The sequence below is a fragment of the Streptomyces sp. NPDC040405 genome (genome assembly GCF_055595765.1).
This window is the reverse complement of record NZ_JBVIVI010000001.1, coordinates 1,457,176-1,481,461: the sequence shown is the minus strand read 5'-3', so window position 1 is coordinate 1,481,461 and position 24,286 is coordinate 1,457,176. Positions and strand designations below refer to the sequence as shown.

General features: G+C 70.7%; 23 protein-coding genes and 5 pseudogenes. 15 read left to right on the top strand and 13 right to left on the bottom strand.

What is annotated here, in order from left to right:
* Nucleotides 1-26: 26 nt before the first annotated feature.
* Nucleotides 27-1,928 carry a glycoside hydrolase family 3 protein gene (locus ACZ59A_RS05905; RefSeq protein ID WP_470953994.1) on the bottom strand — a complete coding sequence of 634 codons (1,902 nt, stop codon included), beginning with the start codon at nt 1,926-1,928 and terminating at the stop codon, nt 27-29.
* 727 nt (nt 1,929-2,655) lie between these two features.
* Nucleotides 2,656-3,564: a LysR family transcriptional regulator gene (locus ACZ59A_RS05900; RefSeq protein WP_470953992.1), complete on the bottom strand. Its 909-nt coding sequence runs from the start codon at nt 3,562-3,564 to the stop codon at nt 2,656-2,658.
* A gap of 90 nt (nt 3,565-3,654) precedes the next feature.
* Here ACZ59A_RS05900 and ACZ59A_RS05895 point away from each other — a divergent pair, with 90 nt between their 5' ends.
* Entirely contained in the window at nt 3,655-4,653 is a 999-nt protein-coding gene (locus ACZ59A_RS05895; protein WP_470953990.1) for an EamA family transporter, read from the top strand.
* On the opposite strand, the pseudogene ACZ59A_RS05890 reads toward ACZ59A_RS05895, so the two are convergent.
* The 3 genes and pseudogenes from ACZ59A_RS05890 to ACZ59A_RS05880 form a co-directional block, all read right to left on the bottom strand.
* Nucleotides 4,649-5,275: pseudogene (locus ACZ59A_RS05890) on the bottom strand (sugar phosphate isomerase/epimerase family protein); the annotation flags it as partial. The gene ACZ59A_RS05895 and the pseudogene ACZ59A_RS05890 sit on opposite strands and share 5 nt — an antisense overlap.
* Before the next feature lie 286 nt (nt 5,276-5,561).
* Entirely contained in the window at nt 5,562-6,053 is a 492-nt protein-coding gene (locus ACZ59A_RS05885) for a type 2 periplasmic-binding domain-containing protein (RefSeq protein WP_470953989.1), read from the bottom strand.
* 29 nt (nt 6,054-6,082) lie between these two features.
* Entirely contained in the window at nt 6,083-7,528 is a 1,446-nt protein-coding gene (locus ACZ59A_RS05880; protein WP_470953986.1) for a helix-turn-helix domain-containing protein, read from the bottom strand.
* A 162-nt stretch (nt 7,529-7,690) separates the two neighbouring features.
* On the opposite strand from ACZ59A_RS05880, the gene ACZ59A_RS05875 reads away from it, so the two are divergent.
* The gene (locus tag ACZ59A_RS05875) at nt 7,691-8,110 is read left to right on the top strand and encodes a hypothetical protein (protein WP_470953983.1); all 420 of its coding nucleotides are present in this window, start codon (nt 7,691-7,693) and stop codon (nt 8,108-8,110) included.
* Nucleotides 8,110-8,301 carry a hypothetical protein gene (locus tag ACZ59A_RS05870; RefSeq protein WP_470953981.1) on the top strand — a complete coding sequence of 64 codons (192 nt, stop codon included), beginning with the start codon at nt 8,110-8,112 and terminating at the stop codon, nt 8,299-8,301. Before ACZ59A_RS05875 ends, ACZ59A_RS05870 begins: the two co-directional genes overlap by 1 nt.
* 153 nt (nt 8,302-8,454) lie before the next feature.
* Here ACZ59A_RS05870 and ACZ59A_RS05865 read toward each other — a convergent pair whose 3' ends face one another.
* Nucleotides 8,455-9,633 carry a methyltransferase gene (locus tag ACZ59A_RS05865; protein WP_470953979.1) on the bottom strand — a complete coding sequence of 393 codons (1,179 nt, stop codon included), beginning with the start codon at nt 9,631-9,633 and terminating at the stop codon, nt 8,455-8,457.
* 86 nt (nt 9,634-9,719) lie between these two features.
* On the opposite strand from ACZ59A_RS05865, the gene ACZ59A_RS05860 reads away from it, so the two are divergent.
* From ACZ59A_RS05860 to ACZ59A_RS05830, 7 genes and pseudogenes are all read left to right on the top strand, one after another.
* A complete protein-coding gene (locus ACZ59A_RS05860; protein ID WP_470953976.1) occupies nt 9,720-10,010 on the top strand; it encodes a hypothetical protein in 291 nt (96 codons plus the stop codon).
* 446 nt (nt 10,011-10,456) lie between these two features.
* Complete coding sequence (locus ACZ59A_RS05855; protein ID WP_470953974.1) at nt 10,457-10,798, top strand: DUF6507 family protein; 342 nt, start codon at nt 10,457-10,459, stop codon at nt 10,796-10,798.
* Nucleotides 10,799-11,872 (top strand): hypothetical protein, encoded by a 1,074-nt coding sequence (locus ACZ59A_RS05850; RefSeq protein ID WP_470953971.1) that lies wholly within the window; start codon nt 10,799-10,801, stop codon nt 11,870-11,872.
* A gap of 52 nt (nt 11,873-11,924) precedes the next feature.
* Nucleotides 11,925-12,806: a hypothetical protein gene (locus ACZ59A_RS05845; protein ID WP_470953969.1), complete on the top strand. Its 882-nt coding sequence runs from the start codon at nt 11,925-11,927 to the stop codon at nt 12,804-12,806.
* On the top strand, nt 12,803-13,252 hold the full coding sequence (locus ACZ59A_RS05840) for a hypothetical protein (protein ID WP_470953967.1): 450 nt from the start codon (nt 12,803-12,805) through the stop codon (nt 13,250-13,252). The genes ACZ59A_RS05845 and ACZ59A_RS05840 overlap by 4 nt, the downstream gene beginning before the upstream one ends.
* Entirely contained in the window at nt 13,249-14,052 is an 804-nt protein-coding gene (locus tag ACZ59A_RS05835) for a hypothetical protein (RefSeq protein ID WP_470953965.1), read from the top strand. The genes ACZ59A_RS05840 and ACZ59A_RS05835 overlap by 4 nt, the downstream gene beginning before the upstream one ends.
* A gap of 197 nt (nt 14,053-14,249) precedes the next feature.
* Nucleotides 14,250-14,417 (top strand): annotated as a pseudogene (locus tag ACZ59A_RS05830) (hypothetical protein); the annotation flags it as partial.
* On the opposite strand, the pseudogene ACZ59A_RS05825 reads toward ACZ59A_RS05830, so the two are convergent.
* The 3 genes and pseudogenes from ACZ59A_RS05825 to ACZ59A_RS05815 all read right to left on the bottom strand — a co-directional run.
* Nucleotides 14,403-14,765: pseudogene (locus tag ACZ59A_RS05825) on the bottom strand (methyltransferase); the annotation flags it as partial. The pseudogenes ACZ59A_RS05830 and ACZ59A_RS05825 sit on opposite strands and share 15 nt — an antisense overlap.
* A 71-nt stretch (nt 14,766-14,836) precedes the next feature.
* Entirely contained in the window at nt 14,837-15,517 is a 681-nt protein-coding gene (locus ACZ59A_RS05820) for a DNA alkylation repair protein (protein WP_470953962.1), read from the bottom strand.
* A gap of 71 nt (nt 15,518-15,588) precedes the next feature.
* Entirely contained in the window at nt 15,589-16,824 is a 1,236-nt protein-coding gene (locus tag ACZ59A_RS05815; RefSeq protein ID WP_470953959.1) for an epoxide hydrolase family protein, read from the bottom strand.
* A 152-nt stretch (nt 16,825-16,976) separates the two neighbouring features.
* Here ACZ59A_RS05815 and ACZ59A_RS05810 point away from each other — a divergent pair.
* Nucleotides 16,977-17,195 (top strand): annotated as a pseudogene (locus ACZ59A_RS05810) (N-acetyltransferase); the annotation flags it as partial.
* Nucleotides 17,196-17,288: 93 nt separating this feature from the next.
* On the opposite strand, the gene ACZ59A_RS05805 reads toward ACZ59A_RS05810, so the two are convergent.
* The gene (locus ACZ59A_RS05805; RefSeq protein WP_470953957.1) at nt 17,289-17,747 is read right to left on the bottom strand and encodes a winged helix-turn-helix transcriptional regulator; all 459 of its coding nucleotides are present in this window, start codon (nt 17,745-17,747) and stop codon (nt 17,289-17,291) included.
* 87 nt (nt 17,748-17,834) lie between these two features.
* Between ACZ59A_RS05805 and ACZ59A_RS05800 the strand changes: the two genes are divergently transcribed.
* Both ACZ59A_RS05800 and ACZ59A_RS05795 read left to right on the top strand, forming a co-directional pair.
* Entirely contained in the window at nt 17,835-19,022 is a 1,188-nt protein-coding gene (locus tag ACZ59A_RS05800) for an MFS transporter (protein ID WP_470953955.1), read from the top strand.
* A gap of 126 nt (nt 19,023-19,148) precedes the next feature.
* Nucleotides 19,149-19,641, top strand: a pseudogene (locus tag ACZ59A_RS05795) (IS5 family transposase); the annotation flags it as partial.
* Between the two features lie 140 nt (nt 19,642-19,781).
* Here ACZ59A_RS05795 and ACZ59A_RS05790 read toward each other — a convergent pair.
* Genes ACZ59A_RS05790 through ACZ59A_RS05780 form a run of 3 tightly spaced genes read right to left on the bottom strand, consistent with a single transcriptional unit; the run spans nt 19,782 to nt 22,629 of the window.
* Complete coding sequence (locus tag ACZ59A_RS05790) at nt 19,782-20,165, bottom strand: hypothetical protein (RefSeq protein ID WP_470953952.1); 384 nt, start codon at nt 20,163-20,165, stop codon at nt 19,782-19,784.
* A gap of 41 nt (nt 20,166-20,206) precedes the next feature.
* Nucleotides 20,207-21,088 (bottom strand): bifunctional diaminohydroxyphosphoribosylaminopyrimidine deaminase/5-amino-6-(5-phosphoribosylamino)uracil reductase RibD, encoded by an 882-nt coding sequence (gene ribD / locus ACZ59A_RS05785; RefSeq protein ID WP_470953949.1) that lies wholly within the window; start codon nt 21,086-21,088, stop codon nt 20,207-20,209.
* Complete coding sequence (locus tag ACZ59A_RS05780; RefSeq protein ID WP_470953946.1) at nt 21,088-22,629, bottom strand: hypothetical protein; 1,542 nt, start codon at nt 22,627-22,629, stop codon at nt 21,088-21,090. Before ACZ59A_RS05780 ends, ribD begins: the two co-directional genes overlap by 1 nt.
* 135 nt (nt 22,630-22,764) lie before the next feature.
* Here ACZ59A_RS05780 and ACZ59A_RS05775 point away from each other — a divergent pair, with 135 nt between their 5' ends.
* Entirely contained in the window at nt 22,765-23,226 is a 462-nt protein-coding gene (locus tag ACZ59A_RS05775) for an ATP-binding protein (protein ID WP_470953943.1), read from the top strand.
* Between the two features lie 287 nt (nt 23,227-23,513).
* Nucleotides 23,514-24,221, top strand: a complete 708-nt coding sequence (locus tag ACZ59A_RS05770; RefSeq protein WP_470953940.1) for a lytic polysaccharide monooxygenase auxiliary activity family 9 protein — start codon at nt 23,514-23,516, stop codon at nt 24,219-24,221.
* Nucleotides 24,222-24,286 lie beyond the last annotated feature (65 nt).

The window sequence follows — 24,286 nt, the reverse complement described above, 5'->3', positions numbered from 1 at the left end:
GGGATTACCCACCCCGCCCACCGGACTCAGTACGACAGCCCGTGCCCGATCGGGTACAGCACCCGCGACGGCGCATCCGCGCGCCGCACGGCGACCGGCAGCCGTCCGCGCGGGTTCCGCTTCCCGGCGATGACCCGCGCGGCGGCCCGCACTTCGACGTCCGTCCAGCCATAGGTGGCCAGCGACGCGCCCGGGTCGTTGCCCAACTGGGCGATGTCGTACGGATCCTTGATCGCGACGTGGACCACCGGCACCCCCGTGGCGGACAGCTCCGAGAGCAGTCGCCGCTGCCCGGACGACCCGGCGTCGACGTCACGCGTCAGCACGACCACCGCGTCCCGCTCGCGCGCCGCCGCGACCGCCTCGTCGATCCGTCCCGGGGACGGATCGGGCGCGCTGCCGGTGCCGGTGGACAGGGCCTTCGCCGTGAAGCCGAGCGCGTCGAGGGCACGGGCGAGGACGGCCGTCGGCGGACCGCCGGTGCCGGTCGGGGCGGCGGGGTCCACGCCGACCACGAGCAGCTTGCGGTGGCGGCGGCGGGACAGCGGCAGCAGCCCGCCGCGGTTGGTGATCAGGGTGGTGGTGCGGTCCGCGATCCGGGCGGCGGTGGCGGCGTGCGCGCGAGTGCCCACCGTACGGTCCACCGCGCGGCCGCTGGTGTACGGCTCGTCCAGCAGCCCCCGGCGCGCCTTGAGTTGCAGGATGCGCAGCACCGACGCGTCGAGCCGGGCCTCGCTGATCTCGCCCTTGCGCACCGCCGCGCGGACGCTGTTCCAGGCGGCGGGCAGGTCGGGCGGGGTCAGCAGCTGGTCCACGCCCGCCTTCAGCGCGAGCACCGGCACCCGCTCGTCGCCGTACTTCTCGCGCACGCCCTGCATGCCGAGGGAGTCGGTGATCACGACGCCGTCGTAGCCGAGTTCGTCGCGCAGGACGCCGGTGATGATGGGGCGGGAGAGCGTGGCCGGGTCGTCGGCCGGGTCGAGCGCGGGGAACAGCAGGTGCGCCGTCATGACCGAGTCGATCCCGGCGGCGATCGCGGCCCGGAACGGCGGCGCGTCCAGCCGCTCCCACTCCTTGCGGGAGTGGGTGATGGTCGGCAGCCCGACATGGCTGTCCACGGAGGTGTCGCCGTGCCCCGGGAAGTGCTTGGCGGTGGCCGCGACCCCGGCGCCCTGATACCCCGCGACCTGGGCCGCGACCAGCCGGGCGACCGCCTTGGGGTCGGCACCGAAGGAGCGGATGCCGATCACCGGGTTGGCCGGGTCGACGTTGACGTCCGCGTCCGGCGCGTAGTCCTGCCGGATGCCGAGCGCGGCCAGCTCCGCCCCGGCGATCCGGGCGGCGTCCCGTACGTCCGGCACGCTGCCGCCCGCGCCGAGCGCCATCGCGCCCGGGAGCAGCGTGGCCGGTGCCCCGATCCGGGCCACCATGCCGTGCTCCTGGTCGGTGGAGAGGAGCAGCGGCACGCCCGCCGAGCCGTCGAGGGCGGCCTTCTGCAGACCGTTGGAGAGCGCGGCGATCTGCAGGGGGCCGCGGATGTTGTGCGCCCACTCGGTGTACATGATCCCACCGAGGTGGTATCTGGCCACCAACTCGGCGGCGCTGCCGACGCCGTACTTCTTCCGATTGGCCGCGGCGTCGGCGGGATCGGGCGCGGTGGCGGAGTGGCCGTACACCGACAGGACGAAGAGCTGGCCGATCTTCTGGTCCAGCGTCATGCGGCCGAGCAGCGCCGAGGCGCGGTCCCGATCGCTGCGGCGGGCAGGCGCGGTCCGCCGCGGAGCCGCCGACGCGGAGGGCGAGGCGGAGGCCGACGTGGACGTCGAGCCGGAAATCTCGGGCGAGCTGAGCGTCCGTGGGCTGCACGCGGTGGCGACGGCGGCGGTCGCCGCGGCGAGCAGGGTGCGGCGCGAGGTCGGCTTGGGCACCCGCACTCCTTCCATGAGCAGCGGAGGGGGTGACTGGCGTTCATATGACACGCTGGTGTGCCCGGTGGGGCCGGGTCAATGGGAACCGGTGATTCGGTTCAACTTCGTTCATGAGCGGGCGGCTTCGGTCGCCAAAAGGCATCGAAGCGCGGCCCGTGCCGCCGACGCTCTGGGAGGGGTGTGCGCCGACGGCGGGGGCTGATGGCCGCGGGCGGCGAGGAGAGTGGTCAGCGACGCAGCCAGCAGCGAGGCCGATACCGCCGTACGGAGACTCCCCATCAGCACGCCGCTTGGACGCCCCCCGGGCCGCGCCGGTTCCGCGGTGGGGACCGGGCTCGGCGAATCGGTGCACACCCGCGCCCGGGCCTGTCCCTGAGCCCCGCCGGGCCGGTTGGCGCCCTCGGGCGGCCCCGGGCGTTCGGGTGTCTGGGGCGCACCCCCGGAAGGGGGCCCGGGGTACGCCCGGTTTCGGGAAGGGGCGGGGTGGGGGAAGCCGCCTGCTCCTGAGCCGTGCCGCGCCGGTCGGTTCCCTCGGGCGCCGGGGGCGCAGCCTGTGCGTGGGGGCCCGGGGAAACCGTCGGTTCGGGATGTGGCGGGGCCTGCCCCTGAGCTTCGCCGGGCCGGTCGGCGCCCTTCGGTGGCCGAGGGCGCAGCCCGCGTGTGGGGGCCCGGGGGTAGCCCCCGGTTCGGGAAGGGGCGGGGTGGGGGACAACACCGGCCGGAAGCGTCAGGCGGCGGCGCCGCGGGGCCACTCTTCCGCGAGCACCGCTACCGTCTCCGTGATCGCGGGGCGGCGGGCGGCGCCTTCGCGCCAGAGGGCGTAGAGGCGGCGTACCGGCATCGGCTCCAGTGGGAGCGCCCGCACACCCTCCGGCAGTGGGCCGCGGCCCAGGCGCGGCATCAGGGCGATGCCCAGGCCCGCCGCGACCAGCGCGATCTGGGTGTGGTTCTCGGCCGCCTGGTAGGCCAGGTCCGGTTCGCTGCCCGATGCGCGGAGCGTCCGTACGAGCCAGTCGTGGCACACCGTCCCGGGCGGCTGGCAGATCCATCGCTGGCCCGGCAGCTCCTCCCGCCGCAACGTCCCCCGCTCCGCCAGCGGGTGCCCCACCGGTACGAGGACGTCGCACAGGTCGTCCCCGATGACCGACCGCTCCAGCCCGTCCGGGGCGGGCAGCGGGGCGATGTCCCAGTCGTGGGCGACGGCCAGGTCGATGACGCCCTGCGCCACCAGGTCCACCGACAGATGCGGGTCGACCTCCACGAGCCGGGCGTCCAGCGTCGGGTGGTCCGCGGCGAGCCGGGCCAGGACGGCGGGCATCAACCCGCGTGCCGCGGACGCGAACGCGCCGATCACCAGCCGCCCGGTCGGTCGGCCCCGCCGCTGCTCCAGGCTGGTTTCCGCCTGTTCGACGATCGCCAGGAGCTGCCGCGCGGTGGCGGCCAGGTGCTGGGCCGCGTCGGTGAGGGCGACGCCGCGGCCCTGCCGTTCCAGCAGCGTCGTCCGGGTCTCCCGCTCCAACTTGGCGATCTGCTGCGATACGGCCGACGGGGTGTAGCCGAGCGCGATGGCGGCCGCGCTGACCGAGCCGTGCACGGCCACCGCGTGCAGCGCCCGCAGCCGGGACAGGTCCAGCATCGGCCACTCCCTCACTTTTTACGGATGCTGCATCCAACCATGAAGTCATCCGCGCTGGTGCTAAAAGGTCCCGCCCCCGATCCTCGACTTATGCGACCTGCACACATCGGCCTCGCCGTGCTCGTCACGGCCCTGTGGGGCATCAACTTCGTGGTCATCGACGTGGGCCTCGACCACTTCCCGCCCCTCCTCTTCTGCTCCCTCCGCTTCCTGGTGGCGGCGGTGCCCGCGATCTTCTTCGTCGGCCTGCCGCGGGTCTCCTGGCGGTGGATCCTGGGGGTGGGACTCACGCTGGGCGTGGCGAAGTTCGGGCTGCTGTTCATCGGGATGCACGAGGGGATGCCCGCCGGGCTGTCCTCGCTGGTACTGCAGATCCAGGCGGTGTTCACGGCGCTGTTCGCGGCCGTCGTGCTCGCCGAACGCCCCGGCCGCCGACGGCTGCTGGGCATGGCGGTGGCGCTCGCCGGTATCGCCGTCGCCGCCGTCGACGAGGGTACCTCGGGCCCGCTGCTCGGCTTCGTCCTCGTCATCGCGGCGGCGGCCTTCTGGGGCGTCTCGAACGTGCTCACCCGCAAGGCCGCCCCGCCCGACCCGCTGAGCTTCATGGTGTGGGTGAGCGTGGTGCCCGTACTGCCGCTGCTCGGGCTGTCGCTGATGTTCGAGGGCGCGGACCCCGGCCTGCACGCGCTGGCCGCGCTCGACTGGGCCGGGGCGGGTGCCATCGTCTACGTCGCCTGGGGCGCCACCGTGCTGGGCTTCGGCCTCTGGGGGTTCCTGCTGCGCACGTACGACGCCTCCGCGGTGGCGCCCTTCTCCCTGCTGGTGCCGGTCTTCGGCATGTCCTCGGCGGCGCTGGTCCTGGGGGAGGGGATCAGCCCGCTGCGGTGGCTGGCCGCGGCCCTGCTGGTGGGCGGCGTGGCGCTGACGTCGCTCCCGTCCCTGAGCGTTGTCCGGCTCAGGCCGCGTCGGCGAGCAGCCGCAGCAGGTGATCCCGGCCCGGGCCCAGCAGCGCCGGGAGTTCCCGAGCCTGCGGGTACCACCGCTTCTCGTACTCCCAGCACAGCCAGCCGTCCCACCCCTCGCGGCTGAGCAGCTCCACGCACTCGGTCAGCGGCAGCACCCCCGCGCCCAGGGGCAGCGGGGTGGTGTCCTCGGCGGAGGCGATGTCCTTGACCTGGACGTAGCCCAGGTGCGGGGAGAGCGCCGCGTAGCTGGTGGCGGGGTCCTCGCCGCCCAGCCAGGGGTGCATCACGTCCCAGATCGCGCCGACGCTGCCGTGCCCGACCGGCCCCAGGACGCGGGCCGCGTCGGCGCCGGTGCGGTGCGAGTCGTGGGTCTCCAGCAGCAGCCGTACGCCCAGCTCGGTGGCGTACGGCGCGGCGGCGCCCAGCCGGCGGGCGGCCGTCGCGTCGGCCTCGGCGGGGTCCTGGTCGCCGCCGCCCGGGAAGACGCGGACGTTCCGCGCCCCCAGGTCGTGGGCGAGCGCGAGGAGTTCCCGCAGCCCGGACAGGACCGGCTCGTCGGGGCCCTCCGCCGCGACCCGTACGTACCCGGCGACGGTCAGGATCTCCACCCCGGCGTCCCGGAACTCCCCGACCACCCGGGCGCGTTCGTCCGCGGCGATCCCCGGATGCACCGGCTCCTCGGGGTGCGCGCGCAGCTCGACACCGTGATACCCGCTCCCGGCGGCGAGCCGGGCGACGTCGGGCATGGGCAGGCCGGGGACGCCGAGGGTCGAGAAGGCGAGCTTCATGGCGGGCTCCATCGGGTCGTGGGGGCGTGGGTCGTGGGGACTCGGCAGGGGCGAGGTCAATCCTGCCGTGCCGAAGACCGGTATCCCGGCACCGCCGACCCCAAACGCGCCCTCACCCCACCGCTGGGGTGTCCCCCCGCGTCCGTCGGGACGCACCGCTGAGGGGTCCGTCACCCCGACCGTCGGGACGCGCCGCTGCGGCGTCCGTCACCCCGACCGTCGGGACGCGCCGCTGCGGCGTCCGTCACCCCGACCGGCGGGACGCGCCGTCCGGCCACACCACATCCACCGGAACGCCCGCCGCCCGCGCCGCGAGCACCACATCCGCCGTGCCGCCGCCCTTGCCGTTCGGCGGCTGCCCGTTCCACACCGCCACCAGCCGGTCGGCACGCTCCAGCAGTACGCCGTTCGCCGCCTCGTACGCCTCCCGGTCCGCCGTGGCATGCGGCATCACCAGCACCTCGTACGCCGCGTCCACGAGCCGGTCGAAGGTCTCGGCGTGGCCGGGCTTCACCTTCGCCTGCCGGTAGTCCTCCGAAGGCACCACCACGACGAGGCGCCCACCCGCCGCCAGGACCGCCTCCGCGAACAGGCTGTCGCTGCCCTGCGCGATGCACGACACACCGACCAGGCCGGAGGGCTCGTACGCGGCGAGGAGCTTGTCCAGTTCGCCCCGCACCAGGGGGACCGAGGCGTCGGTGAGGTCCATGTGCCCGGTCACGGCGATCGTCGTCATCGCGGCCTTCCTCGTCATGTGGTCACTCGTCATGTCGTCAGCAGGTTCCGGATGCTACCGCGCACCTCAGCCACGTTCCGCGGCACACCGTCCCCCACCGTGTACGGATACAACTGCGCGAGCTGCGCGCGCACGCGTCCGGATCGGAGGCCGTACGCCACGCCGACGGCCCGCTGTGAGTAGTCGGCCGCGCCCTGAAGATCGCCCAGCAGGAACGCGCATTCGGCCAGGCCGATCCAGTCCAGGGCGTGACTGCGGCCCGCCTCCGGGCCGCGCCTCTTCAGCGCCGTCCGGATGTGCTCGGATGCCTGGTCCGCGTAGGCGCGCGGTCGTGAGCGGGCCATCTCCAGGAGCCTGCCGCCAGTCACTCCGGCCAGTTCGGCCTCGTCGAAATAGCCGATCCAGTAAGGCTCGGTCTCGCCCTGGTCAGCGGCGCCCAGGACATCGGCCGCCTGCGCGGTCGCGCGCCGGAACCCGGAAGGCCGGTCCATGCTAGCCAGGGCCCAAGCCTCTCGGGTGTGGAGCATCGCCCGGAGCCGGGAGCCAGCCATGCGCCGCGCGCCATCCTGAGCCAGGCGAACCAGTTCGAGGGCGTCATGCGGTCGGTCCTGGTAGAGCATCTGCCGGGCCATGCCCGCCAGCACGTTCGCGCCGAAGAGTATGTCGCCACCCGCATGAGAAGCACGGAGCGCCAGCTTGTAGTAGTCCTGGGCACGGCGCTGCTGGCCGACGTCCCATGCCATGGAGGCTGCCGTGCTCGCGAGTTCGGCCATCACGTTGTACAGACGTCGTTCGATGGCCGGGGCCTGGTGCTCGTCCAGGGCCGCAGTCACTTCTCCGAGTTGCCCGACGACGGCCTTGCGGTAGAGCCCGGCCCCACCGGCGCGGCCCCAGTGGCGGAAGGCGCGGGCGATGGTCTCCAGCTCTTCCACATCGCGAGCACCGAGGCGGCCGGGGCGGCGTGATCGGTCGTCGGCGGCGGCTGGTGTGCGCCACCCGTCGAGGGCGTCGAGAAGCGGGGCGCCGCTGATGATGCCCGCGAGGGTACGCGCTGCGGCTCGGCGGTCCATCAGATCGCTCCCGGTGAGGTCGGCGGCCATGCCACTGGTGGCGTCCGGCCGCCACGGTACGGCGTCGGCATCTGCTTGCCCGGTGTGGGGGCCGTGCGGTTGCGGTACGGGCGTCGCGCTCTCCCACGGGCGAGGCGCGAGGCCGACGAGGTGCCCGGGGATGCGCAGCCCGTCCGAGATCCGGCGGATGACCTCCATCGAAGTGACCCGGCTGGCCCCGCTCATGATCGTGGAGACCTTGCCGGGAGTGAGCTGGCACGCAGCGGCGATCCGGTTCTGTGACAGACCGCCCCACTTTTTGATCAGGGAGAACGCTGCGGCGAAGTCGTGCTCTTCCAAGGCTTGGCGTACGTCGTCCCTGTCGAGGACGTCCGGGGCGAGCGGGCCGGGGCTGATGGCATCCATGAGGCCGACTTCCGGTTGATCGTAAGCACAGTTAACCGCTGCGCTGAACGAAGAACGAGCGTATTACCGCCTTGGTAACCCCTGCCGGTTATCCCGCAGTCGCGGTCACACGGCCAATCTCAAGGAGTGTCAGCTCCTTCACCGATGATGCCGGGGGACCCCGTGCAGAACCACAGAACATCCGCGCCATGGACGCCGCCGCACGGCAACGACGTCGAGATGGTCGAGGTCGGTTCCCGCTGGGACGCCGTACGCGCTCCCGCCGACTTAGGTGCACGCGCACTGAAGCTACTGGGCGAACGGACCGGGGCCGTCATCGCCGACTACGGCCGCATGTACTGGCTCATCCGGACCGGAAGCGCCGGGGAGTGGCGGCGCATCCGGCACGTCCAGGTGCTCGGGACGGACCGTGCCGAGACCACGTACGTCGGCGTCCCGCCAGCCGCCCACACCACCGGCCCCCGCCTCCACTGGCGCGTCCCGATGGGTCCGGACCGGTACCTCACGGACGCCGACGCCCTGTGCGAGGCCCTGGTACGGGCGATCGCCACCGAGCTTGCCGACGAGGTGACGGCTCCGTGATGCCCCAGGTCTGCGCCCGCTGCCAGAAGACCACCAGTCGGCCGGTCATCGTCGCGATCGAGCACGGCGGGAGTGTGGGAGGCCGCACCCTTTACGCCTGTCCCGACTGCGCGCCCACCTTTCCCAAGCAGCCCGACCCCTTCGCCGGGACCCGGCTGGACCCCAATCTGCGCTCGGGCGAGCGCCGATGACGCCACCTCAACAGCTCGCATGGAGCCGCTTCCTCGACCACGCCGAAGGCTGCGCCCACTGCCGGGCGGGGCGGAGATGTGCCACCGGGAACGAGTTGCACCGCGCAGCCCGCGAGGAAGCCCGCGCCGCCGCGACTCGCTAAGGCGTCGCTCTCACCCCGCTGCCAGCCGCCACAGGGACGTCACCTCAGCCGCGCGGGCCGCGTGCAGCGGGTCGGTGGCGTCGGTGGCGCGGGGGTGGGACGGGCGGGTGTCCAGGCGGTCGACGACGCGCAGTCCGGCGGCCTCGAAGGCGCCCAGCAGCTCCTCTCGGGGCCGCAGGCCCAGGTGTTCGGCGAGGTCGGAGAGGATGAGCCAGCCCTCGCCGCCGGGGGTGAGGGCGTCCGCGAGCCCGTTCAGGAAGCCGTGCAGCATGCGGCTCCCGGGGTCGTACACCGCGTACTCGACCGGTGAGCTGGGGCGCGCCGGGACCCAGGGCGGGTTGCAGACCACCAGCGGGGCGCGGCCCGGCGGGAAGAGGTCCGCGCGGACCACCTCGACCCGCTCGGCGACGCCCAGCCGCGCCACGTTCTCCCGCGCGCAGGCCAGCGCCCGCTCGTCCTGGTCCGTGGCCACCACGTGCTCCACGCCGCGCCGCGCGAGCACGGCGGCCAGCACGCCCGTCCCGGTGCCGATGTCGAAGGCGGCCGCGCGGGAGGCGGGCAGCGGGGCTTCGGCCACCAGGTCGACGTATTCGCCGCGCACGGGTGAGAAGACCCCGTAGTACGGATGGACTCGGTCGCCGCCGAGCGCCGGGATCTCGACGCCCTTCTCGCGCCATTCGTGCGCGCCGATCAGTCCCAGTAATTCCCGCAGCGAGACCACGGACGGGCCTTCGGCCACGCCGTACGCCTGCGTACACGCCTCCCGTACGTCGGGCGCCCGGCGCAGCGGTACGGCGAGGTCGGCGTCCAGCGGCACCAGCAGCATGCCCAGCAGCCGGGCCCGGCGGCCCTGTTCCTGGCGGTGCCGGTGGAACGCCTCGGCCGGGCTCTCCGCCGGTCCGCGCCGCCCCCGGGGCCGCCGTGGCCCCCGGTCGACCCGTCGCGCCAGCGCGGCGAGGAGCTGGCGGGCGCCCTGGTAGTCGCCGTGCCAGAGCAGTGCGGTGCCCTCGCAGACGAGGCGGTACGCGGCGTCGGCCGTCATCCGGTCGTCGGCGATCACGACCCGTCGCGGTGGCGGCGCGCCGCTTTCGGAGCGCCACTGGGCGGTTCGGGGATGGCCGTCCTCGGTCCACTCGATGAGGTGCTGCGTAGTCAGGGGGTACACCCTTTGCTGTTGTGCGGTTCGCATCCGTGGTGCGTGCGAGGTGATCCTTCCGGCACGGCGGTCCCGGAGCGAGCGGTTTTTCAGAACATAGCGCCCGGACCACTCCGGCTTTGCGCGGATTGACAGTCCGGCGCCCGTCTCGGACGGGCGGCTCGGACAACTTCAACCCGAGCGACCCGACCAATGTGTCGGTGGGGACGTACTTCGGCGTGAGCGGCCAGAACGGCAACGACAACATCACGGGCGGCACCGGGAACGACTACCTCTTCGGCGACAGCCCCGACAACGCCTCACACTCCGGCAACGACACCCTGATCGGCGTCCCCGGCTACGACGCCGCCAACGGCGGTCCCGGGACCGACCGGTGTGATGCCGAAGTCGAGATCAACTGCGAGCTCTGAGGCTCGGCGCAACGGGCTCATGTCGTCCAGGCGCCGGAGGAGTCCCTGGCGGCCACGGCGCTCAGGATGCGGACGCCAATGGCGGTCCCGGGATCGAGATCGGTGAGCCGCCGCACCCGCTGGAGACGGTGGTCCAGGGTCCGCAGGGCACTTCATCCGGCGGTGTCCGACATCCCTGGCAATAGCAGGCGCGCCCTTCGGGCCGGGGTTGTCCCGGCGTCGCGCGGTCGGGTTCACTGGGGTCGGTGCGGGTGGACGCATCCGTATACCCGAGCGAGAGGACAACGGGGTGAGCCTCGAATTCAACCGGAGAAGCGAGACGCTGTCCGCGCTCTGCCGGCCGGTCCGTGCCGCTGCCGAGGGCGGCCGCGGGATGCCGGGGGAGCGAATCGTTGGCGCACGGCTATTCGAGAGTGCGCCGAACGGAATTCGCTGAGGGCCGAGTCATGAAATTCAACATTTCGCCGACCGGGATGCATGAGACGGGCCGGAAGGCCACCCGGCAGGGCGACGACATCGGCACGGACGTCCGGATGCTGCTCGACGCCCTCGACGAAGCGGGGCTGGCGAGCGACGCTCCCGTCGCCAGCGCCCTGACCCGGCTCGCGGGAGACGTCCAGCAGAAGACCGGCATCATGTCGTCCCGGGTGACGCGCACGGTGGACGGTGCCGGGCAGGCAACCGGAGTGTTCGACGAGGGGGATCACGAAATGCGGGGGAACGCGAACCAGGGAATCGACCGGGCGAACTCCACGGGAAACGACTGGCTCGGGCCGGGTGTTCGGTGAATGACGGACACGCTGGTCGACCCGGAGGAAATCCCGTCGCTGGACGACGTGCACTTCGATGATCTGGAGACGGCGGTCAAGAAAATCCGCCGTAACGCCTCCGGGCTGGAGCGCCGCGGCGGGGAAATCGATGTGGCGTGGGCCGAGGGTGTCGGTATGCACTACCTCGTGCCCAACGGCATCGTCCTCAGCGAGAAGATGACGCCCGTCAAGCAGCAGGCGAGCAAGGTCGCCGAGGCCGCCCGGACCACCGCCGACGCCCTGCAGGAATACGCCCACACCGGCGCGCCGGTCAAGAAGTCGCTTCGGCAGCTGAAACGCGACGCCGAGAGCCTCGCCGCCAAGGCGAAGCCACTGGGCGACGGCTGGCGACACAAGCCGGACCTGGTCGAGGAGAATGACCGCATCGCCTCGGCCGTTCGCGGCAAGGTCGCCGCGTATGGCGAGGCCCTCCAGACCGCCGTGGACAAGATCAACGCCACGAATGACGGGCCCGGGACGAATTGGGCCGAGCAGGGACGACAGACCCTGGGGTGGGGTGGTTTCGGGACGACGGGGCTCGGCGCCGCCGTTTCTTGGATGGGCTATTACCGACACGGCCGATTCGCGCCCAGAGGAGTGCTGTCGAGCGGCCGCTACGGCTACCTGAAGTGGAAGAACGAGCCGCTCTGGAAGAACACCTACCGGCGGATGTGGAGCAAGAACTGGCAGGCCAAGCCTTATGCGGCCGCGGCCCGCAATAAGTGGGCCGCGGTCGGGAAGTGGGGTGGCCGGGCCAGCCTCGGTCTCACCGCCGTCACCTCGGGGCTGAGCCAGTGGGGCGCCGATGCGCAGGACAAGAACATGTCCACCGGGAAGCGGGTTGCCCGTACCGCTACCAAATCCCTCGCGACGACCGGCGGAACCTGGGCAGGCGCGGAGGGAGGCGCCGCAGCCGGTGCGGCGGTCGGTGCCGTGTTCGGCGGTGTCGGCGCGCCGGTGGGCGCGGTGGTCGGTGGTCTTGTCGGTGCTGCGGCAGGTTCCGGTATCGGCAGTGAAGCCGGCGACTGGATCAACGGAATTATTGGGAAGTGAGGTAATCGTGGGGCGCCAGCGGACCCTGTCGATCTTTTCGCCGAGGTCGCCCGTGGTCGTCATGGGTCTGGTCTTCCTGGGCGGCTACCTGGAATTCGACCATGCGGAATCCTGGGGGGTCCGGGGCCTCTCCGGGACCGTCGTAGGCGGGGTCGGAAGTGTTTACACCGTCTGGTGCTGGCTCGGTCGTACGCTGCAGGCCCGTTCCTGGGCAGTCATCGACCGCGGCCCGAACCTGGCGCTCATCGGCATTCCCGCCTTCGCCTTCGTGCTGTTCGGCGGCGGGATTTACTACCTCTTCGGCGTTCCCAAGTGGGTAATCCTTCCCTTCGGCTTGATCAGCGCTGTGCATGCCCTGGTCCTGTTCGCCGGGTTCTTCAGCCTCCCGAAATGGTGGGGGCCTCGCTGGTTCCGTAGTGGCGAGTACAAGAAGGACTTCAAGGGCGCGCCGCCCCAGGGCGCGCTGACGACCCTGATCGACTCCTACGCCGAGGACGCTCCCGCCGTGCTCAGCCAGGAAGAGGTCCGGCGGGAGTTCGGGCACGTGGCTGAGCCCGTGGCGCAGTGGAAGGGCGGGTGGGTGCGCGACCCGGACACCGACGAGCAGGATCACGCGCTGGCCCGCAAGGGCACCGTCGAGGGCACGCTGGCCTGGTACCCGCAGGGCCTCGGCTTCGCCGCCACCAAGCGCGAGGACTCGCTGCGCGGGAAGGCGACCGTGGTGACGGTTCCCGCGGGGGAGATCACCGGGGTCGAGGTGGTGCCCGCGCGGGCGGGCGCGGACGGCCGCCCGCGCCGGGGGTTCTGGATGCGGTCGCCCTTCCGCCGGCTGGTCGTGCGGACCGCGAGCGACGCCCACGTATTCGACGTGGCCAGGGGCAAGGCACCGCAGGTGGCCGCGTTCATCAAGGAGCAGGCGGGGCAGCTCACATGACCAGTACCGAACTGCGCCCTTACGAGGAGCGGGAGTTCCGCATCGCGCTGCCGGCGCACTGGGAGCAGGTCGAGTCACCGGGGCCGCCGGTCGCCCTGATCGCGGTGGAGCCGGGCGACGGCGCGGCGTTCCGTGCGAACGTCGTCGTCACGGCCGAGGACGTCGCCGACGGGCACCAGTGGCAGCGGATCGTGGGCCAGGCGCTGACGGACCACCTCCAGGACTACTTGCTGCTGGACGAGCAGCCCGCGGGCTCCGGTACGCGGCGGCTCTTCCACCATGTTCTCCCCGAGGCCGGGGCCATCACCGGGGAACAGTGGGCGTGGACGAGCGGGCGGCGCGGCTTCACCGTGACCGCCTCGGCCGCGACCTTCGACTACGACGCGAAGGCGGAGCTGTTCGCCTCGGTCGCGGGCCGCTTCCGGCTCCGGGAGGGGGCCGCGTGACCGGTAGGGCCGGTACGGCCGGCACGGCCACTGCGTACTTCGACCGTGACAGCGGGCGGCTGCGGCTGTCCCCGGAGCTGTTCGAGGCCTTCTACGACTGGGCGGAGGGCGAGCGGGCCGACGGCGCGGGGCTGCGGGCGCTGGTGGACGCCGGGGTGCTGTCCGACGGGCAGCCGCACCCGGCCGTCGCGCCGCTGGCGGAAGCCATCGCCGACCCCGTGTCCATGGTGTCCGTCCGTGGTGCCGCGGTGGACGGCAGCGGTGTGCACGGCGCCGGCTGGCTGGGCGCCGAGTCCGCGGCACTGCTCCTGGACCTCCCCGAGGTCCCGGACACCCCGGAGCCCCCGGACACCTCGAAGGCGCAAGACGCCCCGGACGGCCTGGTGGAATTGGCCTGCCTGGTGCCCGTTTCGGTGCCGGCCGCGGTGGCCCGGGTCGTCGGGCTCGGGCCGCGGCCGGTGCCCGGCGCGGTGCCGGTGCCGCTGCCCGCCGCCGAGGTCGACGGCCTGTTCGGTGCCGCACCCGAGGAGCTGTCCGGTGCCGCGCCGCACGACGGTCCGCCGGCCGGACTCCGGGTGCTGGCGGCGGTCGGCGCGTCCACCGCGGACGGCGCGCGGTGGTGGGAGGTGGCGACGCGGTGGCCCGATGCGTCGGGCAACACCTGCACGGGCACCCTGCGGGTCCTCGACACCGCCGACGGGCTGTGGGCCGTGACCGGGGCGGACGCCCGGACGGCCACCCTGACGCCGGTCTCGTCGACCGCGGCGTGGCGCCTGCTCCTGCGCAGCTTCCCCAGCTGAGCACTGCTTCCCAGCTGCCCGAGCCCGTACGCCGGAGCCTCTGCTCACCTCCACTCGGAGCCTCTGCTCACACCCGCTCGCCCCGTCCTGCGCGACGGGCTTAACCGTGGGCGATCGGGTGCAGAGGCACCCGCGTAATGAGCTGTTCGTACGGTCACGAAGAGTGAGATCGGACCGAGCAGAGCAAGGAGGCGCCCGTGGCCGCGCCGGCTTCGCGCGGTGAGGACACGACGAAGGTGCGGACGGTCTGCTCCTACTGCGGAGTGGGCTGCGGCCTGGTCCTCGACGTCGGCAGGGCAGCCGACAGGCGGCGTGCGGTCCTGAAGGCGTCGGGGGACAAGGAGCACCCGGCGAACTTCGGGCGCCCGGTGCAGCGGTACGGCGAGGTCGGCGTCCAGCGGCACCAGCAGCATGCCCAGCAACCGGGCCCGGCGGCCCTGCTCCTGGCGGTGCCGGTGGAACGCCTCGGCCGGGCTCTCCGCCGGTCCGCGCCGCCCCCGGGGCCGCCGTGGCCCCCGGTCGACCCGCCGCGCCAGCGCGGCGAGGAGCTGGCGGGCGCCCTGGTAGTCGCCGTGCCAGAGCAGCGCGGTGCCCTCGCAGACGAGGCGGTACGCGGCGTCGGCCGTCATCCGGTCGTCGGCGATCACGACCCGCCGGGGTGGCGGTGCGCCGCGCAGGGGGTACACCCTTTGCTGTTGTGCGGTTCGCACCAGTGGTGCGTATGGGAGCCGATCCTTCCGGTACGGCCGCCCCGGCGCGAGCGGTTTTCAGGTAGAGGCCCGGGTCACGCCACCGTCTTGCCGTTCTGCCGGCGCACCATCTCGGTGATCCAGACGGGCGCGAACGGGGAGGTGCAGCCCGGGGGCGTCGGGTAGTCCTTGAGCACCTCCAGGCGCTCACCGATGCCGAGGGCGCGGGTGCGGTGCTCGGCGTGCTCGATCCCGATCTGAGCCAGGCAGTGGTTCATCGCCCACTGCAGGCGGTCCGGGGCGTCCTTCATCTCGGCCTCGATGACGTCGAGCAGCCCCACGAGGCCGAGGCCCTCGGGCTTCTTCGCCACGCGCTCGGTGGTCAGCGCCCAGCCCGCACTGGCGACCACGGGATCCGGATCGGCGAACCAGGTCAGGCGCAGCTCTTCGGCGTGCGGGTTCTTCTTCACCACGTAGTTGACGAGCCAGTCCTGCACCTTGGGGGTGCGCGCCTCGCGCAACATGCCGTCCAGCTCATCCCGCCCGAACGCCTTGGGGCGGCAGATCAGGATCGCCAGCAGCCTCGCCGCGCTGTCACCCGTCCTCCACAGCCCGCACGCGAGTTCCTGCTGCGTCTTCAGCCGCTTCGCGAGCGCGCGCAGCTTGCCGAGGTTCACACCGTGATCGTCACCGTGCTTCTCGTTCACCTTGCGGATCTTCGGGTCCGCCAGCTCGGCCAGCTCGGCCATCACCTCGGCCACCGTCGTCTCGGCCACGTCAGCCTCCCGATACCTCAGCTCTCGCGCGCGGGATTCAGCCTACGACGGGAGTCGGACATCTGCCGTGTTCAGGGCCTGCGGCCCTGGAAGGTGCGGCGCAGGTCGCTGACCCAGGCGCCGGGGTTCTCCCAGGGGATGAAGTGGCCGCCGTGGTCGTGGGCATTGACGTTGACATGGTGGAACCAGTCGGCCTGCGGGCCGGTCCTGAACGCCCGGACGCGCTCGTCGGCGGTGTGGATGCCGGGCGGGTTCTCGTACGTGACGAGGGTGAGGCCGACCGGGGCCTGTACGACCGGGGTGCGGTCGTGGGCGGGGGCCCAAGGGTAGCGGTTGGCGTTGGCGTAGTAACGCATGGACGTGGCGATGGAGTTGTTCACCCAGAAGATCGTGGCGTGGGTGAGCAGGTCGTCCTTGGTGAACACGGACTCGACGTCGCCGCCGTTGTCGCTCCAGGCGTTCCACCGCTCCAGCAGCCAGGCGAGCAGTCCGGCGGGTGAGTCGCTCAGCCCGTGGGCCAGGGTGGCGCCGTCGATCATGTGCACGGCGAGGTGGGATGCCCAGCGGTGGTCCTGCTCGATGATGCGGGCGCGGACGTCGGCGGGCTGGTCGTCGGTGAGGGGCCGGTTCCGGGCGAAGTCCCAGGCGCGGGGTCCGGTGAAGAAGTCGAGCGGCAGCCCGGAGCCGATGTGGATGCCGTACAGCTCGTCGGCGTACTTGTGGCCGAGCTGGCTGGAGACGATCCCGCCGATGTCGCAGCCCCCGGCGGCGTACTTCTCGTATCCCAGGGTCCCGGTCATCAGGGTGTGCCAGAGGTCGGCAACCTTCCAGAAGTTGACGTCCGGGAAGCCGGTGAGCGGGCCGGGGAAACCGAAGCCGGGCAGGGACGGCACGATGACGTCGAACGCGTCGGCGGGGTCACCGCCGAACGCGGCCGGGTCGGCGAGCGGATCGATCACCTTCGACCAGTGCCAGAACGTCCATGGCCAGCCGTGGGTGAGGATCAACGGGACCGGGCGGGGACCACGGCCGGGCTTGCGCATGAAGTGCACCGGGACACCGGCGACGCTCACCTGGTAGTGCTCGTAGGCGTTGATGGCCGCCTCGGCCCCGCGCCAGTCGTAGCCGTCCCGCCAGTAGGCGACCAGCTCCCGGAGATAGCCGTCCGGGACGCCGTAGGACCAGTCCCCATTCCCCTCGTCCAGCGGCGGCCGCGTCAGCGCGAGACGGGCCCGCAGGTCGTCGAGGACCCCGTCGGCCACATGGATCGGCGTGGGCTCCAGGGGGAAGGCGTCCGGGGTGGTCATGGCGTGGTTCCTTACCTGAGTGCGGGGAAGGCCATCAGATCTCGCGCAGCGGGAATATCACTGGCCGCCGGTAGAAGCGTTGACCGTGCGACTGCCTTTCGCAGACTACGGCCGGAGCCCCGGGCTGATAGCGGTCCGACCACTCGATCGACGGCCGCTTCGCGGTCGAGTCCGTAGCTGCCGAAATCCGCCGTCGGGACGGCACCCGCATGACCACCCCCTGGCGTCCGGGCGCGGGCGGACCCGTGAATTTCTACCTCAGGCTCGGATTTCAGCCGACGGGCGAGACGAGCGGGAACCAGAGCGCCGGCGAGCTGGACTTGCGGCGAGGACTTGAGCCATCGGACAGCGGAGCACACAGCTTCAAGTGACCTCGGACCGATGAGCGCCGTACGGACGCCGCACCGGGCGTTCGCCGAGGCCGAGGAGTCGGTGACCGAGCATGAGGCGCCGAGGTCTGCTTTCTACCGGGTCTTCCGCACGTGGGTGGTGTCGCTGTCGAGGAGGGTGCCGTCGGCGCTGGTCGGCGCGATTTCCGGCACAGGGGTGCCGTGCTGGTCGACAAGGGTGGAGTGGGCCTCGCCGGGGGCGAAGGCGTGGCGTTCTCCCCACTGCCGCAGGGTGAGGATGACGGGGAAGAGGTCGTGCCCGACGTCGGTGAGCACGTATTCCTGGCGGCGGCCCGATAGCGCGGTGCGCTGGGCGAGGAGCCCGTGAGCGGAGAGCTTGCGGAGGCGGTCGGTGAGGATGTTGCGGGCGATGCCGGTGCGTCGCTGGAACTCGGTGAACGATCGTGCCCCGTCCATCGCGTCGCGGATGACGAGAAGGCTCCACCTGTCGCCGACGAGGTCGAGCGTGCGGGCGACGGGGCAGTCGGGGTCGGTCCAGTCGGAGTTCGGGGCGCGCACGGTCGTGCGTGACATGACACCTCCCAATGAGTTGCAGATTGAAACCATTATGTCGTACGGTCAAAATGGTTGCAATCTGCTACTCATTGGGGTTGGGGTGCGATGAACGTGTGGCGACGGTTGCTGCTCGCGATGGTGTGTGGTGTCGCTGTGGCGAGCATCTACGCCGCGCAGCCCGTTCTGGAGCCGATGGGACGCGACCTCGGTGTGTCGGCAGAACTCGCCGGGTGGATCGTCGCGACCGGCCAGTTCGGCTATCTGGCAGGGCTGGTGCTGCTGGTGCCGCTTGGCGATGTGGTCGACAGGCGCCGACTCATCGCCGTGCACCTGGCAGTCACCGCAGTGGGCATGGTCCTTACGGCCTCGGCATCAGCCGCATGGGTGGCGTTCGCGGGGCTCGCGGCGGCTGGGGTGTTCGCGGTCGTGGTGCAGACCGCGGTGGCCTACGCCGCGTCGGTCTCGCCGCCTGCCGAACGCGGACGGAACATCGGTGTAGTGACCTCGGGCGTTGTGGTCGGCATCCTGGGCGCACGGGCCGTCACCGGCACGCTCGCCGAGGTGTGGGGCTGGCGGAGCGTCTACGCCCTGCTCGCGGTGCTGTCCCTCGTGCTCGCGGTCCTCGTCCTCGTCGTACTGCCGTCAGAGGAGCGCCCCAACCGATCTGGGGATTACAGGCGGGCCGTCGCCTCGCTCGGCGGACTGTTCGGGCAGCGCATCTTCCTGACGCGCGGGCTCATCGCGTTCTTCTTGTTCGCATCGTTCGGCGCCCTGTGGAGCGGACTGTCGCTGCCGCTGGCGGACACGCCGTGGCAGCTGAGCGAGAGCCAGATCGGACTGTTCGGCTTCGCCGGGCTCGCCGGTGCGCTCGGCGCGGCACGCGCGGGACGGTGGGCGGATGCAGGACGGGCGGCCCCGGTCACCGGTCTCGCGCTCACTCTGCTCATCCTCTCGTGGGCAGCGATAGCGCGGCTGCCGTGGTCGCTGTGGCTCCCCCTCGTCGGAATCGTGGTTCTCGACTTCGCGGTCCAGGTCGTGCATGTGAGCAACCAGCACCTGCTCACCGCCGCGCATCCGGATCGCCTCAGCAGTGTCATCGGCGGCTACATGGTCTTTTACTCGCTCGGCTCCGCCCTCGGCGCAGCCGCAACCACCGCCCTCTTCGCCACCCACGGCTGGCCGGGCTCCAGTCTCCTCGGGGCCGGATCCGCGGCCTGCGCGCTGGCCGTCTGGGGGACCGACAGGCGCCTGCTCCTCAAGAGCGCGAACCTCCGATCCGGGGAAGCCGACTAGAGCCTGTCCGACGGATCATGTGACTTCCTCACGCTGAGGTCGTTGACGTGTTCATGGGGCGGGGGCTCTCACGAACGAGGAGTGGGCCCGGCTGAAGCCGCATCTGCCGAAGCGAAAAGAACAACGCCCCGGCAGCACCGCCCTGATGAGGGACTCGGACGCTCCCGGGGCGGTCTTACCTGCAAGATCCATCTCGCCAGTGAAGGCGGACGCCGCCCACTGGCCTTACTGATCACGCCGGGCCAGTGGGGCGATGCCCCACAGTTCATCCCCATCATGGACCGCATCCGATGGCGGCCGCCCCCGTACCCGTCCCGACCATGTGGGCGGCGACAAGGTGTATTCCTCCCGCCGCAACCGCCGCTACCTGCGGCGCCGCCAGATCAAGCACACCATCCCCGAGCCGAAGAATCAGCGCGTCAACCACCAGAACCGGGGCAGCAGAGGCGGCCGGCCCACCAGCTTCGACAAGACGATCTATAAGAGGAGGAACGAAGTCGAGCGGACGATCAACGGCCTCAAGAACTTCCGAGCTGTAGCCACCAGGTTCGACAAGCGCGCCTACATCTTCCACGGCACCGTCACCGTCGCCTCGATCCGTCTCTGGCTTCGCTCCTGACCTGCACAACCCGATCAAGCGACCTCGGTACACAGCTCAGGCTTCAAGCGATGGGCATCCAAGTCACGTTGGCGCGACCCAGCTACCCGACTACAGGTGAGTGGTCGAGGTCCGGGGCGCCTGTGACGAGGCGAGCGCGATCAGGCTTGTTGACGACGCCGCGCACGGACGGCGGCGATCGGCATCGCCAAGGTGGTGCTGGCGGCGGCCCAGAACACGAACTTGGAGTCCGACCCGTTGACCGTCCGCAATTCCCCGTCAGCGTGGCGGCAGAAAGAGTCGGGCGGGAAGTACTGCGAGACAGGGGTGGCGCTGATGCCGTGGCAGGGCGACGTATCGGGAAACAGGCTCGGCTGCGCACGCTGCGAGAGGAACCAGCCGGCGAACACTGTCAGCCACCCGGCCAGCAAGAAAACGATCAGCATCCAGTTAGGGATCTTCGCTCGCCGCCCCAGCAGCCAAACTAGGGAGGTTGGCATGACGAAAACGACGAACGCAGCGGACAACACGATCAGAACCTTCATAGGGCTATGACCATACTGATCAAAGATCCGCCGGACAGGCCCTAATGACCTCGGTCGACTGCTCGCTTCGCTATCAGACGCACGTGCGCACCGAAGCTCTCTGTGTCCACAAGCCGGAATCCGCCCGGGATCAATCTGCTCGCCGACGGCGGCGCAGAGGATGGCGGAGTGCCGGGCGCGTCGATGATGACGCGGTCTACAAGGCTGGCGAGCAAACGTGCCGCTTCATTCCCGGCCCCCTCGATAAGTACCGAGCGAGCGCCGGACTCGGTCAAGTCGCTCGCCGCCTTCGCTGGCTCGTCGCCGAGCGGCCCAGCTGGCGTACGGAAGGCGCCTTCACCGTGGCCGCCCGGCACGCCTTCCTCGATCGCCCCGTTCCGCCGGATCACCAGATCATGAGTGCGGCGCAGCTCGGTCACCAGCTGGTCGCTGTGGTCCTCGTCGGCGCCGACGGCGTACGTCCAGGTGATGTGCGGCCGCCCCGTACGCAGTGAGTGCAGCCACGGGCTGAGGACGAGCAGCGCTTCCTGCTCCAGGACTGCGCGCTCCACCTCGATGCCCGCTTGTGCGAGCACCGTCGCGCCGCCCGCCCCGCGTGAGGTGGGGTCCATGACCGCCATCAGGACGCGGGACACCTTGGCGTCGATCAGGGCCTGTCGGCAGGGCGGGGTGCGGCCGTGGTGGTTGCAGGGTTCCAGCGTCACCACCGCCGTGCCGCCCTCGGCCCGCTCGCCCGCTGCCGTGAGGGCGTTGACCTCGGCGTGGTGGTCTCCTTTGCGGAGGTGGTAGCCCTCGCCGACCGGCACGCCGTCGCGGTCGAGCATCACGCACCCAACGGGTGGGTTGGGGCTCGTCGTCCCGAGGCCTTGGGCGGAGATGACGATTGCCCGCCGCATGGCAGCCAGTTCATTGGGCGTGGCCATCAGAACCCCGCGTTCTCCTTGACTGCGTCGAGTAGCTGCCGCACAGCGGGAACATTACTCGCCGCCGCAAGAGCGTTGATCGCTGTGGCAGCCTCTTGCAGAGTGCGGCCGGAGCCCGAGTCGTGGGCCATGTCGAGTACTGACGCGGTCTCTGCGGCAGCTTGCTCGTACTCCTGGATTCCCACGTACGCCACGGCCAGGCGCGCCTGGGCGAATCCCCGGTCTCGCTGGTAGACGTCCGGAAGTTCGGCCAAGGCGGTCTGGAAGGTGGAGACCGCCCGGTCAGGCCGGGACAGGTTGAGCCAGCAATTCGCGCGCTGGATTTCGATGTAGCCGGGGGTACAGAAATCCCCGTGGCCGGATCGTGCGTCACCGGAGGATTCAGCGATGGCGGCGTACTCGTGGGCCTCATCCAGTCTCTGGTGACAGGACACCTCGTCCCCGTCGAGTGCGAGTCCCTGGGCTTCCTGTTGGATGGCCGCTGCCTTCATTGGGTGGGTGAGAGCTCGTTCGTGGCGCTGGACAGCCTGAGCCAATCCGATCGTCTGGCCCGGGTTCTTCTTTCCTGCCGCAAGTTGGCTGCGGCGAAACAGAGTCCACGACAACATCGCCTCGTCGCCGGCTTCCATGGCCCATTCCATGGCACGGCTCGTCCAAGTTTCCGCGCTGGACGCATCCATGGAGTCCTCGTGGAGCCATGCCGCGGACTCGGCGTACTGAGCCGACAGCTTCAGAAGCTCTTGCCGGTACCCGCCGCGGCTGTCTTCCAACAGACTTTGCAGCACAGCGAGCTGATGATGGACTGCCGTGAGGGCATGGCGCGGCCCGAACAGGTTATCGGCTCTGACCAGTGCATGCCACATGTCCCGAAGGTGCTCAATCGCCGCTTCGCTACGCCCGGCTGATAAGCGGGGTGAACTGGTGCGTCGTACGATGTCAGCAGAAGCGGTCGCGGTACTGAAGGGACCGTTTCCGTTCAGGGCCACGCCGACTGCGTGCTCGAGAAGGGCTCGGCGGCTTACCGGCACCATCTGCTCCTTCCCGTCGACAAATACCGACACCAGAAGGGGTCTGGTTAACGCGTTTGCGTTCACCGAGTCCGGTGGGTCCACGTGCACAGTCGGCAGACCAGACGTTGTCCCCGATGGAAATACGGACGGGATTTCGTCCGGACCGTCTTGGCAACTGTGAGCGTAGTCGTGGGGCGGGGCGGTGGCGCGCGGCGACGGGGTACCCTCCCACGGCCGCTCGGGAAGGTCGAGCATGTGGCCTGGAATCCCCAGTCCATCGGCGATGCGTTCCATGACGGCGACGCCGCGGATACCACGAACGCCCCGGATCACATCGCCTACCCGGGCGCTGGTCATCTTGCCGACCGCGGCGGCGATTTCGGCGTAGCTCGCTGGTCCTCGCCGGTTGACCAGCCGGAAGATCTCACCGAAGTCCTGACGCCTACAGGCCCGTTTCATGTCCTCGCTCAGCAGTAAGCGATTCGGGATGGTGAGGGGATATCCGCTGCGTCGGGCATCACGTTCACTCATGGGCGGCTCACGAGGTGTAGGGGTGTATGTCAAGTAAAGCGTAGATCTTGCCGAGCGTCGGGGTACCCCATTCCGCTGCCTTGGGTACCCCGTTGGTCGTCCCGAACTCTGTGCTCCACCTGCACGCTTATCGCCATGAAGCCAGAGCTGACAGGCCCGGACGAGACCACGGTGGTGCGGCACTGGGCCCGCCACCCTCGATGTGTCGCCCGGGCGAGGGCCGACTTGCGCACAGTGTTGACGAGTTGGGGTCTGTCCACCATGGAAGAAGTCGCGCTCCTGGTGCTGTCCGAGTTGATAACGAACGCTGTGCGTCATGCACACGTGCCCGGACGTCACATCGAGACGCGCTACCTGCATCAAGGGGGCAGCGTGCGAATCGAGGTGCACGACGCGGCCGACCAGTACCCGAGGCTGGGGACGCTGGCTCCAGATGCCGTGCACGGCCGAGGGCTGCTCCTGGTGAAGGCGCTCGCCGACCAGTGGGGTGTGACCCCAAGGGCGGTGGTGGGAAAAGCGGTCTGGGTCGTGCTGGCGATTCCCGATGACGAGCGGGCCTCAACGACCGGTGAGGAACCCGGAGAGGGGCAGTCGTAATGGTGCACCATCACAAACTTCTTCCGCGCGCCCCTGGCGAACGCTTCTGGGAGCGGTCGCACCGGCCTGGATTGAGACCCATGAAGCGTAGGCTCTGAAGGGGCCGGGTGGAGCTGCTGCCCCGGTAGGGGGCGGCGGTTCCGCCGTGAACACCGGCCACGGAATGCGCGGCCGGACCATCCCATGGGCAGGGCCCATGACGCCCCGTCGTGCCTCTGGTCGCTTCATGATCCCCGTCCTACGATGGGAGCGCTCCCGCACACTCTCGCAGCGGTTCTGGAGGCGCAATGAATTGTCATGGGCATGCTCGTAGATGGGGGCTTCGCGCCTCGGCCGTCGCGTCGGCCGCGACGTTGCTGGCCACCGTGGGGCTGGTGGGCACCGCCGATGCGCATGGGTCGGCCATCGGGCCGGCGTCGCGGAACTACGGGTGCTGGAAGCGCTGGGGAGGGGACTTCCAGAATCCGGAGATGAAGACCAAGGACCCCATGTGCTGGCAGGCGTGGCAGGCCGACACCAACGCCATGTGGAACTGGAACGGCCTCTACCGCGAGGGGGTCGCGGGCAATCACCAGGCCGCGCTGCCCGACGGGCAGCTGTGCAGCGCCGGGCACACCTCGTCCGGGCGCTACAACGCGCTGGACGTGCCCGGGAAGTGGGAGGCCACCTCGGTCGGCAACAGCTTCACCTTCAAGAACCACGACCAGGCCAAGCATGGCGCGGACTACTACCGGATCTATGTCACCAAGCAGGGCTACGACCCCACGACCCAGCCGCTGCGCTGGAGCAACCTCGAACTCGTCGCCCAGACCGGCAAGATCGCCCCCGGAGTGGGGGAGCCCTCCACCGACCCCGTCCTGAACGGGGTCACGGTCTCGATCCCGGTCAACGCGCCCGGGCGCACGGGCCGCCACGTGGTGTTCATGATCTGGCAGGCCAGCCACTTCGACCAGACCTTCTACTCGTGCAGTGATGTGATCTTCCCCGGCGGCTGACCCCTCCCTAATTGGCCCGGGATTTCGGTGCTGGAATGACCCATGTGGCGGGTCATTCCAGGCCG

Coding starts and splice junctions, on each gene's coding strand:
- ACZ59A_RS05900 (WP_470953992.1), bottom strand. CDS start 3,564: ATGCTGGACCTGTCCCGGCTGCGGGCGCTGCACGCGGTGGCCGTGCAC.
- ACZ59A_RS05895 (WP_470953990.1), top strand. CDS start 3,655: ATGCGACCTGCACACATCGGCCTCGCCGTGCTCGTCACGGCCCTGTGG.
- ACZ59A_RS05885 (WP_470953989.1), bottom strand. CDS start 6,053: ATGACGACGATCGCCGTGACCGGGCACATGGACCTCACCGACGCCTCG.
- ACZ59A_RS05880 (WP_470953986.1), bottom strand. CDS start 7,528: ATGGATGCCATCAGCCCCGGCCCGCTCGCCCCGGACGTCCTCGACAGG.
- ACZ59A_RS05870 (WP_470953981.1), top strand. CDS start 8,110: ATGCCCCAGGTCTGCGCCCGCTGCCAGAAGACCACCAGTCGGCCGGTC.
- ACZ59A_RS05865 (WP_470953979.1), bottom strand. CDS start 9,633: ATGCGAACCGCACAACAGCAAAGGGTGTACCCCCTGACTACGCAGCAC.
- ACZ59A_RS05855 (WP_470953974.1), top strand. CDS start 10,457: ATGAAATTCAACATTTCGCCGACCGGGATGCATGAGACGGGCCGGAAG.
- ACZ59A_RS05850 (WP_470953971.1), top strand. CDS start 10,799: ATGACGGACACGCTGGTCGACCCGGAGGAAATCCCGTCGCTGGACGAC.
- ACZ59A_RS05840 (WP_470953967.1), top strand. CDS start 12,803: ATGACCAGTACCGAACTGCGCCCTTACGAGGAGCGGGAGTTCCGCATC.
- ACZ59A_RS05815 (WP_470953959.1), bottom strand. CDS start 16,824: ATGACCACCCCGGACGCCTTCCCCCTGGAGCCCACGCCGATCCATGTG.
- ACZ59A_RS05805 (WP_470953957.1), bottom strand. CDS start 17,747: ATGTCACGCACGACCGTGCGCGCCCCGAACTCCGACTGGACCGACCCC.
- ACZ59A_RS05800 (WP_470953955.1), top strand. CDS start 17,835: ATGAACGTGTGGCGACGGTTGCTGCTCGCGATGGTGTGTGGTGTCGCT.
- ACZ59A_RS05790 (WP_470953952.1), bottom strand. CDS start 20,165: ATGAAGGTTCTGATCGTGTTGTCCGCTGCGTTCGTCGTTTTCGTCATG.
- ribD (WP_470953949.1), bottom strand. CDS start 21,088: ATGGCCACGCCCAATGAACTGGCTGCCATGCGGCGGGCAATCGTCATC.
- ACZ59A_RS05780 (WP_470953946.1), bottom strand. CDS start 22,629: ATGAGTGAACGTGATGCCCGACGCAGCGGATATCCCCTCACCATCCCG.
- ACZ59A_RS05775 (WP_470953943.1), top strand. CDS start 22,765: ATGAAGCCAGAGCTGACAGGCCCGGACGAGACCACGGTGGTGCGGCAC.
- ACZ59A_RS05770 (WP_470953940.1), top strand. CDS start 23,514: ATGAATTGTCATGGGCATGCTCGTAGATGGGGGCTTCGCGCCTCGGCC.